General features: G+C 38.7%; 12 protein-coding genes. All 12 read right to left on the bottom strand.

The annotated features are described in order from the left end of the window. Positions 1-85: 85 nt before the first annotated feature. The 12 genes from lysS to tilS all read right to left on the bottom strand — a co-directional run bounded on the left by lysS (position 86) and on the right by tilS (position 12,700). Positions 86-1,570, bottom strand: coding sequence for a lysine--tRNA ligase (lysS, locus tag LIS78_RS00495; RefSeq protein ID WP_013054894.1), 1,485 nt, complete (start codon positions 1,568-1,570; stop codon positions 86-88). A gap of 272 nt (positions 1,571-1,842) precedes the next feature. Beyond that, on the bottom strand, positions 1,843-2,388 hold the full coding sequence (folK, locus tag LIS78_RS00490; RefSeq protein WP_209150821.1) for a 2-amino-4-hydroxy-6-hydroxymethyldihydropteridine diphosphokinase: 546 nt from the start codon (positions 2,386-2,388) through the stop codon (positions 1,843-1,845). After that, positions 2,389-2,748, bottom strand: a complete 360-nt coding sequence (gene folB, locus LIS78_RS00485; protein WP_013054892.1) for a dihydroneopterin aldolase — start codon at positions 2,746-2,748, stop codon at positions 2,389-2,391. It abuts the gene before it with no gap. A gap of 21 nt (positions 2,749-2,769) precedes the next feature. After that, on the bottom strand, positions 2,770-3,633 hold the full coding sequence (gene pabC, locus LIS78_RS00480) for an aminodeoxychorismate lyase (protein ID WP_195781468.1): 864 nt from the start codon (positions 3,631-3,633) through the stop codon (positions 2,770-2,772). A gap of 4 nt (positions 3,634-3,637) precedes the next feature. Beyond that, positions 3,638-4,219 carry an aminodeoxychorismate/anthranilate synthase component II gene (pabA, locus tag LIS78_RS00475; protein ID WP_013054890.1) on the bottom strand — a complete coding sequence of 194 codons (582 nt, stop codon included), beginning with the start codon at positions 4,217-4,219 and terminating at the stop codon, positions 3,638-3,640. Between the two features lie 2 nt (positions 4,220-4,221). After that, positions 4,222-5,637, bottom strand: a complete 1,416-nt coding sequence (gene pabB / locus LIS78_RS00470) for an aminodeoxychorismate synthase component I (protein ID WP_195781469.1) — start codon at positions 5,635-5,637, stop codon at positions 4,222-4,224. 97 nt (positions 5,638-5,734) lie between these two features. Beyond that, a complete protein-coding gene (cysK, locus tag LIS78_RS00465) occupies positions 5,735-6,673 on the bottom strand; it encodes a cysteine synthase A (protein WP_013054888.1) in 939 nt (312 codons plus the stop codon). Positions 6,674-6,874: 201 nt separating this feature from the next. Then, positions 6,875-7,753 (bottom strand): Hsp33 family molecular chaperone HslO, encoded by an 879-nt coding sequence (gene hslO / locus LIS78_RS00460; protein ID WP_013054887.1) that lies wholly within the window; start codon positions 7,751-7,753, stop codon positions 6,875-6,877. Positions 7,754-7,765: 12 nt separating this feature from the next. Next, complete coding sequence (locus LIS78_RS00455) at positions 7,766-8,533, bottom strand: type III pantothenate kinase (protein ID WP_013054886.1); 768 nt, start codon at positions 8,531-8,533, stop codon at positions 7,766-7,768. A 219-nt stretch (positions 8,534-8,752) separates the two neighbouring features. Then, positions 8,753-10,663 (bottom strand): ATP-dependent zinc metalloprotease FtsH, encoded by a 1,911-nt coding sequence (gene ftsH / locus LIS78_RS00450; RefSeq protein WP_013054885.1) that lies wholly within the window; start codon positions 10,661-10,663, stop codon positions 8,753-8,755. Between the two features lie 93 nt (positions 10,664-10,756). Continuing rightward, positions 10,757-11,296 carry a hypoxanthine phosphoribosyltransferase gene (gene hpt / locus LIS78_RS00445; RefSeq protein WP_028412649.1) on the bottom strand — a complete coding sequence of 180 codons (540 nt, stop codon included), beginning with the start codon at positions 11,294-11,296 and terminating at the stop codon, positions 10,757-10,759. A gap of 27 nt (positions 11,297-11,323) precedes the next feature. Further along, positions 11,324-12,700: a tRNA lysidine(34) synthetase TilS gene (gene tilS, locus LIS78_RS00440; protein WP_209150820.1), complete on the bottom strand. Its 1,377-nt coding sequence runs from the start codon at positions 12,698-12,700 to the stop codon at positions 11,324-11,326. Positions 12,701-12,776 lie beyond the last annotated feature (76 nt).

The raw sequence follows: 12,776 nt of genomic DNA, 5'->3' as shown, positions 1-12,776 counted from the left end.
ATTTCATAAAAACAAGAGGTAAATTAAAAGTTTAAATTTTCTAATATTATTAACTAAAAAAAAGATGGCCGTAGCCATCTCTTTTTTAGCGTTGACGCATATGTGGGAATAATAGTACATCACGGATTGACGGTGCATTTGTTAGTAACATAACAAGGCGGTCAATACCGATTCCTAGACCACCTGTAGGTGGCATACCATATTCTAATGCCTCAATGAAGTCATCATCCATCTCATGTGCTTCATCGTTTCCTTGTTCTTTCTCTTTCAACTGAGCTTCAAAGCGCTCACGTTGGTCAATTGGATCATTTAGCTCTGTAAATGCGTTCGCGTGTTCACGCGCAACGATAAACAGCTCAAAACGGTCAGTAAAACGCGGATCTTCCGCATTTTTCTTAGCCAATGGAGAGATCTCTACAGGATGTCCGTAAATGAACGTTGGTTGAATTAACTGCTCTTCTACTTTTTGTTCAAAGAATTCATTTACAATATGTCCATATTGCATATGTTCAGTGATTTCTACCCCGTGTTCTTTCGCTAAAGCACGAGCTTCTTCAACAGATGTTTCTCCCCAGAAGTCTACGCCCGTATATTGTTTAATAGCATCGACCATATGAAGTCTTGTCCACTCTGGAGTTAAATCTACCTCTTGATCGCCATACTGAATCTTTGTTGTGCCAAGTACTTCTTGCGCGATGTGTGCAATTAAGTTCTCTGTTAAAGCCATGATATCTTTGTAGTCCGCATACGCTTCGTACAACTCGATCATTGTAAATTCAGGGTTGTGACGTGTAGATACACCTTCATTACGGAATACACGGCCAATTTCATATACTTTTTCTAATCCACCTACGATTAAACGTTTTAAATGAAGTTCAATCGCAATACGCATATAAAGTTCCATATCAAGCGCATTGTGATGTGTCACAAACGGACGAGCTGCTGCTCCACCTGCGATTGAATGCATCATTGGTGTTTCAACTTCTAAATATCCATGATTATCTAAGTAACGGCGCATCGATTGAATAATACGGCTTCTTGAGATAAATGTTTGTTTACTTTCTGGGTTTGTAATTAAATCTAAGTAACGTTGACGGTAGCGCTGTTCAATATCTTTTAAACCATGATATTTATCTGGAAGTGGACGAAGCGCTTTTGTTAGTAACGTAAAATCTTTTACTTTAATAGAAAGTTCGCCAACTTTTGTTTTGAATAAAACACCTTCAACCCCTACCAAGTCACCGATATCTACGCTGCTGAAGATTTCGTACTGTTCTTCGCCAATTGCATCTTTACGTACATAAAGCTGAATTTGTCCCGTTAAATCTTGAACGTGAGCGAAACCTGCTTTTCCTTTTCCACGCTTTGTCATAATACGACCAGCTAGTGACACAGGCACTTCATTTTCTTCTAACTGTTCTTTTGTTAACTCGTCATACTCACTAATTAATTGCTGTGATGTATGTGTACGTTCAAAACGTTGACCAAACGGATCAATACCTTGATCTCGTAGGTTGCTCATTTTTTCGCGACGAACGAGAAATTGATCATTTAATTCTTCATGACTCATCGTTTACTCATCTCCATCGTATAATTAAGTTTTCCGAAACAGAAAAAAGGCCAGCATGTTTACTGGCAACTACTACGTTTCTTTAAAATTATTATAGGTTCAGTCGTTTCTCTATGTCAAATCGCTTTATTCTTGCTTCGCTTCTCTTTTTCTTCGATTTCTATAACAAGTTGCCCAATAGACCAACAAGCTGCGAACCCAAACCCCAAAGTTTTCACTCTGAACTCTACTTTACTCCAATATAAAAATGAATCAACTAATAAGATTCATTTTTACTTATGTAAATCATTACTATTATTTTCGAACATATCTAGTATACCAGTTGTTTGCTTTCGAAATAATTTTACATCTTTTAAATCCGATAAACGTGTTGTGATGGTTTCAACTTTTTCTTCCGCTACAGGGAGAATAAGAGATGGAGCTAGTTCGTTTAGAGGAACCATCACAAATGCTCGTTCAAACATTCGAGGATGAGGGACGCTCAGCCTATCCGTATGAATGATTTCGTTACTATAAAGTAAGATATCTAAATCAAGGGTTCTAGGCCCCCATACAATCTCTCTTTTTCGACCTGCCGTTTGTTCAATGGCTTGCAAACAATCTAAAAGGTGCTCTGACGAATACGTTGTTTGTATTTTTACTACCATGTTTAAAAAGCTTGCTTGATCCGTATACCCGACCGGGGCCGTTTCATAAACAGATGAAACAGCCACTACCTTAATCTCAGAGGGTTTCATCAAGCCAGTAACTCCTGACTTCAAATGTTCCATTCGATTTTCAATGTTTGATCCTAATGCAATATATGCTTCTGTTGTCATTCAACGGCTCCTTTTAATTTCAATAGCTACCGATTGATAATAACCGGGAATTGGCGGATCGGGCTTATATACCTTTACTGTACAAGCCTGCACGAGTTCGTAATTAGCAAGCAATTCAGATGCAATCGTTTCGGCCACCGTTTCAACTAACTTGAACGTGCGCTTCTCTACAACTTCCTGGCATGTTTGGTATAAATCTGCATAGCTCACCGAGTATTCTAAATTGTCCGTAGTACCAGCTTGTTTTAAATCCAGTTCTACAGCTAAATCCACGTGAAAACGCTGCCCTAATTTATTTTCTTCTGGAAATACGCCATGATATCCATAGAAACGCATATCATTCACATAAATTTTATCCATCTTTAGCCTCTCCTTTCGCTTTTATACATGTAGCTCATGTCGACTCATTAGCGACATCGTGTAAGAGCGATACTCTTTTTGCAACTGAGCTGTCAACGTATGGTCTCCTACTGAAAACTGCTTATCCTTTATACTTCGAAGAGGTACGATTTCTTGAATGGAATTTGTAACGAAAGCTTCATCACCCTCCAAGAGCTGTTCCACCGTGAATAAGCCTTCTACAACCTCTATGTTTTTCCTTTGTAAAAGCGTAAAGATAAACTGTCTCGTAATTCCATTTAAGATACCTGTTTCAAGAGACGGCGTATATACACAATCATCCTTTACAAAAAATAAATTGGACACAATACCTTCGGCTAAGAACCCTTCTTTTGTTAAAAAGATACCCTCTTTATTTAAGTCTGAACCAACTTCTCGCTTAGCTAGTACATTGTTTAAATAATGATGAGACTTTAACCTCATGGTTCCTTCGGGCGTATTTCGCTTTGTCTCAAGAATAAGCCCCTCTTTTACAAGGGGGCTCGATGGATGAGGCATTGATTTCATATATACGATTGTAGATGGCTTGTCGTATTCTTCCACCTGCAAGCCAATTCCGCCATTTCCTGCTGAGACATTTAATCGAACATACGCATTTCTCTCATTGTTTTTCATTAACAGACTATTAATGATTCCCAACACATCCTGTGTAGAGTAGTCCCATACAATATTTAATTCACGTAAGCTGCTACGCAGTCGATTCAGATGGTCTTCCACTAAAAATGGATGACCTTCATAAACTCGTAACGTTTCAAACAGCCCTAGCCCATACATATATCCGTGATCAAACGGAGAAATAGTGGCTTCAGACGCAGGCTTTACTTCGCCATTTACGTATATATACATATCATTACACTCGCTTTTTTTCGTAAGTTTCAATAAAATTCTTCAGCATTTCTTTACCGTAAGAAGTCATGATAGATTCAGGGTGGAACTGTACTCCTTCAATAGGTAATGATTTATGGCGAATCGCCATAATTTCATCTTCTGCTGTCCACGCTGAAATCTCAAAGCAATCCGGCAGTGAACTTTTTTCTACAATCAAAGAATGATATCGAGTTGCCGTGAACGGATTATCAAGGCCTTTAAAGATAGTACGGCCATCATGATGCATTTCAGATGTTTTACCGTGCATTAATTTATCCGCACGAATCACATTCCCTCCAAAAGCTTGCCCAATCGACTGATGCCCTAAGCATACGCCGAATATTGGAATCTTACCTGCAAAATACTCGATGGCTTCTAGACTGATTCCCGCTTCGTTAGGACTACAAGGTCCCGGGGAGATCATCAAGAAATCTGGATTTAGCACTTCAATTTCAGAAAGTGTAATTTCATCATTTCTTTTTACAAGAAGCTCATGCCCTAGCTCACCTAAATACTGTACTAAATTAAACGTAAAAGAATCATAATTATCAATCATTAATATCATCTTTACTCACCCTCACTCAGCTCATTTTCGCTCTGCTCTTTTGCTTTCCATAGTGCAATTGCTTTTTTCAGTGATTCTTTGTATTCGTGTTTCGGATTTGAATCAATCACAACACCCGCACCAGCCTGCACATAAGCTTGGCCGTCTTGAATAATCATAGTGCGAATCGCAATATTTAATTCCATATCTCCATTAAACCCAATCCAACCAATCGATCCTGTATAAATTCCTCGTCGAACTGGTTCAAGTTCTTCAATGATTTCCATTGTACGAACTTTAGGTGCTCCAGTAATCGTTCCTCCAGGAAAAACCGCATCTACGATATCTACAAAATCTTTGTTGCGCGCAAGCTTGCCTTTTACATTAGACACAATATGCATGACATGTGAATACTTTTCAATAACCATAAACTCGTCAACATGAACGGTACCATATTCGCTTACTCTACCAAGATCATTACGCTCCAAGTCAACAAGCATCACATGCTCTGCACGCTCTTTTTCGTTATGAATAAGCTCATCCGCTAACTGTTGGTCTTCTTGATCATCCTTACCGCGAGAGCGCGTTCCCGCAATCGGTCTCGTACTGATTTCATCACCGGCTTTTTTCACTAATAGTTCTGGTGAACAGCTCACAATGTGAAATTCTTCTGTCTGCATATAAGACATGTAAGGAGACGGGTTGATTTTTCGTACCTGTTCGTAGATATGCATAGGATGAGTTTGAAGCTGTTGAGACTGTCGAACAGATAAGTTCACTTGAAACACATCGCCTTGCCCGATGTACTCATGTACGCGAGTTGTGGCATCTGAAAAAGCAGCTTCAGACATCGAAACCTCACTCTTTTCGGCAACACGATGAATACGCTCATATGATAGTCCTTCAGCACTTGCCTCCATCCAGTCCTTTTTGTATTGATCAATACGCTTATGTGCCTTCTCTTTACAATCTGCTTCATCGTTAACTATAATCCAGAGCTTTTCCTTTTCTTGATCGTATACAAATACGTCATCGAAAATAAGGAAATAAACGTCCGGCGTTTTCAATGAATCTTCAGCAAGACCAGGTATGGTTTCTACATAGCGGATATAATCATAGCTAATAAAGCCAATTGCTCCACCTTGAAAAGGAGGAAGATCTGGATTCACCTCTGCTTCAAACTTCTTCACCCAGTCTCGCATAAGATGAAGCGGATTACCTTTTTGAACAGTAGCTCGGCCATCCGTTTTGATATGAAGCTCGTTTTGTTCGCCTCGCAATATGGCTACAGGTTTTAATCCCATCATTTGAAACTTTCCGCCTCGACCGCTTTCAAGCAGGATATGATTCGGTTCCTCTTTTGACAACTCTTGATATTTTTTGAACCATTGGTTTTTAGAGATAGAAATAGATTCGCCCCAAGTCATTCTTTGCTGCATTTGTTCACTCTCCTAAAAATAAATCACCTGCTTTCATTTTACATGATTCTCAGATGAAAAAAAACAGCTTCATATAGAAGCTGTTTTTTTATCGTTTTTATGCTTGTGTTTGTTCCTCGAATTGGAACAATGGAGTACTTAAGTAACGCTCACCGTTACTTGGAATAATCGCTAACACTTTTTTACCTTTTCCAAGCTGTTTTGCAGCTTTTAACGCAGCATAAATCGCAGCCCCAGAAGAGATACCTACTAGTACACCTTCTGTTTTTGCTACTTTACGGGCATATTCAAAAGCTTGGTCGTTTTGAACAGCGACAACTTCGTCATATACTTCCGTGTTAAGCGTATCCGGAACAAAGTTTGCACCAATTCCTTGAATTTTATGAGGTCCTGGTTGACCACCGCTTAAAATCGGAGAATCAGCTGGCTCTACCGCATAAATTTTGATGTTTGGGTACTTTTCTTTTAACACTTCACCAGCACCTGTAATAGTACCGCCAGTACCGATACCTGCCACAAATCCATCTAGCTGATCGCCAAACTGCTCGATAATTTCTTTAGCCGTTGTTTGACGGTGCACTTCTGGGTTCGCTTCGTTTTGGAACTGTTGAGGAATAAAGTAGCCATGCTCTTTTGCAAGCTCAGTTGCTTTATTAACCGCCCCTTTCATTCCTTCTGGACCTGGCGTTAACACTAACTCTGCCCCGTACGCACGAAGCAGATTACGACGCTCAATACTCATGGTTTCAGGCATTGTTAAAATAGCACGGTATCCTTTTGCTGCAGCTACCATTGCTAAGCCAATTCCTGTGTTACCACTTGTTGGTTCAATGATTGTGTCGCCAGGTTTTAACACACCTTTTGCTTCCGCATCTTCAATCATTGCTAATGCGATACGATCTTTTACGCTGCTTCCTGGGTTCATAAATTCTAATTTTAAATATACATCCGCCATATCTTCTTCAACTAGACGGTTTAGTTTTACGATTGGTGTTTGACCAATTAACTCTGTAATTGAATTTGCAATACGTGCCATATGACCACTCCTAATACCAACTAATTTTATTGATTTTGTATACAATTTATCAGATGTTTTCTAAATTGTCAATCATTTTGTCTTTCCATTTACCTAATTTTGTTATATTCTTAGATCAATATATACAGAAATAGAACTTAATAATTATAAAAAAAGGCGCTCATTTGTAAAATGACGCCTTTTAAGAATCTTTTATTTCATTTAAATTGCTTGTTCTTTCATTTCTTCTAGCTGCTTTTTATCAAAACGATAGGTCTCATTACAGAAATGGCACTGTGCTTCAGCTTGGCCGTCTTCCTCAATCATCGATTGAATCTCTTCTTGTCCTAAGCTGATAATAGCATTAGCAATTCTTTCTTCTGAGCACTGACATTTGAACTCTACAGGCATTGTCTCCAGAAACTTTACGTTTTCTTTTCCAAGAACTTCTTCTAAGATTTCCTCAGGAGAAAGGCCTTTTTGAATCAGTTTTGAAATTGGTTCAATCGTTTGCAAACGTTGTTCAATAGCTGTAATAGTTTTATCATCTGTTCCTGGAAGAAGCTGAATGATAAATCCTCCCGCAGCTAAGATCGTGTTATCAGGGTTAACAAGTACACCTACACCTACTGAAGATGGGACTTGTTCAGATGTCACAAAATAATACGTGAAATCCTCTCCTAATTCTCCCGATACGATAGGTACTTGTCCGTTAAATTGATCACGCATCCCAATATCTTTTACGACACTTAGCGTACCATCTGTACCTACAGCACGTGCTACATCTAATTTTCCATGCTGATTTAAATCAAAGTGAGTTTGCGGGTTTGTTACATATCCACGCACTTCCCCTTTGGCATTGCTGTCTACTAAAATAACGCCAATTGGGCCTCGGCCTTCAATTTTAATTGTTAGCTTTTGCTCACCCTTTAGCATAGCCCCCATCATAACTCCTGCAGTCATTGAACGTCCCAATGCTGCAGAGGCTGTAGGCCATGTATAGTGACGGCGCTGCGCTTCTCCAACTGTATCCGTTGTTTTTACCGCATAAGCGCGAACTTGACTATTGTAAGCTAGTGCTTTTACTAAATAGTCGCCCATAATATACACCTCTTACTCCATATTTTTTGTATAAATTATTTGCAATCCTTTTAAAGTCAAAAATGGATCCACAATATCAATAATATCCGACTCTTTAGCAATCAATGTTGCGAGTCCTCCAGTAGCAATAACTTTAGGATTTACTGTTGCTTGCTCTTTCATTCTTGCTACAATTCCTTCTACTTGTCCAACGTATCCATATAAAATACCTGCTTGCATCGCAGATACTGTATTTTTTCCAACAATGCTATTTGGTCGCGCAATTTCAATTCGCGGAAGCTTAGATGCTCTTGAATAAAGAGCTTCTGTCGAAATATTAATACCAGGGGCAATCGCACCACCCATATATTGCTTATTTTCATCAATATAGCAATATGTGGTTGCGGTACCAAAATCAACGATAATTAAAGGGCTTCCGTACAGCTGAATTCCAGCAACAGCATTTACAATACGGTCTGCTCCCACTTCACGTGGATTTTCATATTTAATATTTAAACCCGTCTTAATTCCAGGACCAACAACAAGCGGCTTTAAATGAAAATACTTTTGACACATTCTCTCCAATGCAAACATAATAGGAGGAACAACAGAGGAAATAATAATACCATGAATATCTTTAAAAGATAAACTAACGTGCTCAAGCAAGGCTTTGATTGTCATGCCATACTCGTCTTCTGTTTTATTACGGCTTGTTTCTACACGCCAATGGTACTTTAATTCATCTCCATCGTATACACCTAATACCGTATTCGTATTTCCAACATCTAATACAAAAATCATTTCAATCACCACTTTATATAAATTCAGTATTTACACTGAAACCATCATACCATAACTGGTAAATAGACGTGTATATTCTAGATAAAATAGGAATATAATGACACGATTCTCTAGTGTATATCCTACTTATCCACTATATATAAGAAAAACCTTTTACCAAACCTAACTTTTAACCAATAAAAAAATCAGTGGAGAATATCTCCACTGATTTTTATTGTCTTATGCTTTTGGCTCTTCATCGTCTGTCTTTGTTTGGATGTTTACTTTAACATCTTCATCTGTTACGTGACTAGAACGGTCTGGAAGAGTTCCATGATCTACTAAGTGGTTGATTTGCTCAGCGTCTAACGTTTCTACTTCTAACAACGTTTGAGCTACAAGCTCTAACTTGTCACGGTTTTCCGTTAAGATCTGCTTCGCACGCTCATAGCTTTCTTTAATGAAACGTTGGATTTCATTATCAATTTCATGAGCAATCGCATCACTGTAGTTTTGTTCACTGTGTAAATCACGACCTAAGAATACTTGGCCTTGTTGTGATTGACCGAATTGCATTGGTCCTAACTTTTCACTCATACCGTATTCTGTTACCATTTTACGAGCGATGCTTGTTGCACGCTGGAAGTCATTGTGAGCACCTGTACTCACTTCGCCGAAAATAATTTCCTCAGCTACGCGACCACCAAGCAATCCAACAATTTTATCCAGCAGCTCTGGCTTCGTCATAAAGTAGCGATCTTCTTTTGGTAACATAACAGCATATCCACCAGCTTGCCCACGTGGAACAATGGTTACTTTATGTACCATATCAGCTTCGTCTAATACGACACCGATAATTGTATGTCCTGCTTCATGATAAGCAACAATATTGCGTTCTTTTTTAGAAATAACTCGACTTTTCTTAGCTGGACCTGCAATTACGCGGTCTGTTGCTTCGTCAATGTCAACCATTTCAATTTTCTTTTTGTCCTGTCTAGCAGCTACTAAGGCAGCTTCGTTTAACAAGTTTTCGAGATCTGCACCTGAGAAACCTGGCGTACGCATAGCAATTGCTTTTAAGTTTACTGATTCATCTAAAGGCTTATTGCGAGCATGTACTTTAAGCACTGCTTCACGGCCATTTACATCTGGACGATCTACCGTAATTTGACGGTCGAAGCGGCCTGGACGTAATAACGCTGGATCTAAGATATCCGGGCGGTTTGTTGCTGCAATGATAATGATACCTTCGTTAGCACCAAAACCATCCATCTCAACAAGCAATTGGTTCAATGTTTGTTCACGCTCATCGTGTCCGCCACCAAGACCTGCGCCACGTTGACGACCTACAGCATCGATTTCATCAATAAAGATAATACATGGAGCATTCTTCTTCGCATTTTCGAATAAATCACGAACACGAGAAGCACCGACCCCAACAAACATTTCAACAAAGTCTGAACCACTGATAGAGAAGAAAGGAACGCCTGCTTCACCAGCAACAGCTCTTGCTAATAATGTTTTACCAGTACCAGGAGGTCCCACAAGTAAGACACCCTTCGGAATTCTTGCACCTAGCTCTGCGAATTTACGAGGATCTTTTAAGAACTCAACAACTTCCACAAGTTCTTGCTTTTCTTCGTCTGCACCAGCTACGTCTTTAAATTTAACCTTTTTCTTTTCTTCACTGTAAAGCTTAGCCTTACTTTTACCGAAGTTCATAACGCGGCTTCCGCCACCTTGAGCTTGGTTCAGTAAGAAGAAGAATAGGATGAAAATAATAACAAATGGAATTATTGACGTAAAGAACGTTACCCAGCCGCTTGTTTCATCAGCAGGTTTAAAATCAACTTCTACTTGATTATTTTCTGAAGCAGCGTCAATACGATCAAGTGCTTTGTCACCATCTACGATGTAAGTTTGGAACGTTTGATCCTTTTTATAAGAATCTAACTTCCCTTGCACAACATACACGCCTCTTTCAGGCTTCATAGAGAGTGATTTCACATCACCTTTGTCTAAGTGTTGAACAAATGTATCGTATCTCATTGGTTCTGCTTTTTGATTAGAGCCACTAAAGAAGCTTACCACGCCAATAATGACTAAAAATATAAGTAAATAAAAGATGGTATTACGGAAGATCCGATTCATTTCTTACCTCCTCCCACGATAAACAAATACTGTATTCAATACTAACATAGAACATTTATCCTATCCAATAAATTGCACTTGAATATGTGCTTATTAATTGCTGTATACTTGCGGTTTAAGAACCCCAATATACGGCAGGTTACGATATTTTTCTTGATAATCTAATCCATACCCTACTACGAATGCATCAGGTACTTCAAATCCAACGTAATCTGCTTTAATAGCTGCTTTACGACCTGTTGGTTTGTCTAAGAGTGTGACAATCTTAATTGACTTAGCTTTACGGTACTTGAATAACTCTACAAGATAGCTAAGTGTTAAGCCGCTGTCGATAATATCCTCTAAGATAAGAATGTCTCGACCTTCAACTGATGTATCTAAATCTTTTAGGATTTTTACTTCACCAGAAGAAACCATCGCATTGCCATAACTTGATACATCCATAAAATCCATTTCTAAATATGTATCAACACGCTTAATTAGATCAGACATAAAAGGCATAGCACCTTTTAATACACCGATTACCAAAGGAAAACGGTCAGCGTACTCCTCAGATAATAGCTTACCCAATTCTTTTACTTTCTGTTGTATTTCTTCTTCTGAAATCAAAATTTCTTGAATATCCTGCTTCATTCCTTACTTGCCTCCTAGAAGTTTTCGCTACTTATAGTATAAAATAACATATCTGGACTTATGTGTATGCAGTTCATAAGCAGATTTTTTCAAACCAGGTAGCCACAAAATAGTTCCTTGGCTATCTTCCACTACCGGCCAATGATCTCTGAAGTGTAAAGGGATTTTTTCATCGATAAAAATATCCTTTACTTTTTTATGTCCCTTCATGCCCTTTACTCGCATTTTATCGCCATTTTTTCGTGTCCTTACCTTTAATGATTGTAAATCGTGAGCTTCATCTAAAAGAAAAACATCGTTTCCTTTTATATCTTCGACTTTATTATGTATTTCACAAATAAGCTGGTGACCATTTGGAAGCTCGACGACCCCTGGAATCGGAACAATAAATTCATATGGCTCGATGTTTCCCTCATTAAAGGTGAAAAGACAGTCGTTGTAAGATCGGATAATGCGTAAACCATTTGGAAAGTCAAGCGTCCCAGACGGTTTTTCACTTTTACAAAATCCTACTAACGTGTCAACATGCGCTGAGGAAAGGGTTGGAGGAATTTCTTTATAGAGATAGTTTAATATTAGTTGAATACCACGCCTTTGTAAAGGCTTGCGTATCCTTAGAAAACAATCTCTATCAATGAGAATTTCATTTTGCAATTTCTTTCTCATTACTTTATTCATCACATCGGTCGTTAATTCCTCTAAGTATGCTTGATCTTCATGCAAGTTCTCGCTAAATTGTTGAAATTTTTCATGTACAGCGGCGTTTTCTTGCTTTAAAAATGGCAAAACGTAATGACGAAACCGATTTCTCGTGTACGAGTCTTTCTCATTACTCGGATCAATCCGAGGGGTAAGCCCATGTAGCTTACAGTAGCGATTGATTTCTTCTTTCGTTACGGCTAGGAACGGCCTAATAATAAATCCATCCGCATATGGCCGCTTGGGCTGCATCCCTGCGTATCCATTCATCGTACTACCTCGGACCATTCGCATTAACATCGTTTCAATCTGATCATCTCCGTGATGTCCTAATGCAAGAAGATTTGCTTTGTGCTTCTTCATAACATGAGTAAAAAATGTATAGCGGCATTCTCTGGCAGCTACTTGAGAAGATAACTTTCTTTCCTTCTGATAGGCAGTAACATCAATCTGCTTCGCCTCACATTTAATATTCAATTGTTTGCAGTAGTTCTGCACATATTCCATATCTTGCTGTGACTCTTTGCCCCGGAACATATGATCAACATGAGCAGCAATAATCGTGAGAGATTTTTGCTCTTTCAGACTCCATAAGAAATGCAGCAGTGCTAAAGAATCAGGACCACCAGAAATACCTACAACCACCGTAGAGCCTGCGGATAATAACTGATGTTTTGTCATAAAATTGTTCACTTGCTTTTCCATAGGAATGACTCATCCTTATAATGTACACGCAATAATGTATCATTAATTTACTTTATACGAATGACTATAAGGAAAG

Origin of the sequence: Priestia megaterium (assembly GCF_023824195.1) — a bacterium.
Classification (GTDB): Bacteria; Bacillota; Bacilli; order Bacillales; family Bacillaceae_H; genus Priestia; species Priestia megaterium_D.
Note: the sequence above shows the minus strand (reverse complement) of the source record. Positions and strands in the feature narration are given on the sequence as shown.

What these genes read in the sequence shown, in the direction of transcription:
- hpt (WP_028412649.1), bottom strand. Translation starts at nt 11,296, where the DNA reads ATGAAGCAGGATATTCAAGAAATTTTGATTTCAGAAGAAGAAATACAA.
- tilS (WP_209150820.1), bottom strand. Translation starts at nt 12,700, where the DNA reads ATGGAAAAGCAAGTGAACAATTTTATGACAAAACATCAGTTATTATCC.
- lysS (WP_013054894.1), bottom strand. Translation starts at nt 1,570, where the DNA reads ATGAGTCATGAAGAATTAAATGATCAATTTCTCGTTCGTCGCGAAAAA.
- pabC (WP_195781468.1), bottom strand. Translation starts at nt 3,633, where the DNA reads ATGTATATATACGTAAATGGCGAAGTAAAGCCTGCGTCTGAAGCCACT.
- LIS78_RS00455 (WP_013054886.1), bottom strand. Translation starts at nt 8,533, where the DNA reads ATGATTTTTGTATTAGATGTTGGAAATACGAATACGGTATTAGGTGTA.
- ftsH (WP_013054885.1), bottom strand. Translation starts at nt 10,663, where the DNA reads ATGAATCGGATCTTCCGTAATACCATCTTTTATTTACTTATATTTTTA.
- cysK (WP_013054888.1), bottom strand. Translation starts at nt 6,673, where the DNA reads ATGGCACGTATTGCAAATTCAATTACAGAGTTAATTGGTCAAACACCA.
- hslO (WP_013054887.1), bottom strand. Translation starts at nt 7,753, where the DNA reads ATGGGCGACTATTTAGTAAAAGCACTAGCTTACAATAGTCAAGTTCGC.
- pabB (WP_195781469.1), bottom strand. Translation starts at nt 5,637, where the DNA reads ATGCAGCAAAGAATGACTTGGGGCGAATCTATTTCTATCTCTAAAAAC.
- folK (WP_209150821.1), bottom strand. Translation starts at nt 2,388, where the DNA reads ATGACAACAGAAGCATATATTGCATTAGGATCAAACATTGAAAATCGA.
- pabA (WP_013054890.1), bottom strand. Translation starts at nt 4,219, where the DNA reads ATGATATTAATGATTGATAATTATGATTCTTTTACGTTTAATTTAGTA.
- folB (WP_013054892.1), bottom strand. Translation starts at nt 2,748, where the DNA reads ATGGATAAAATTTATGTGAATGATATGCGTTTCTATGGATATCATGGC.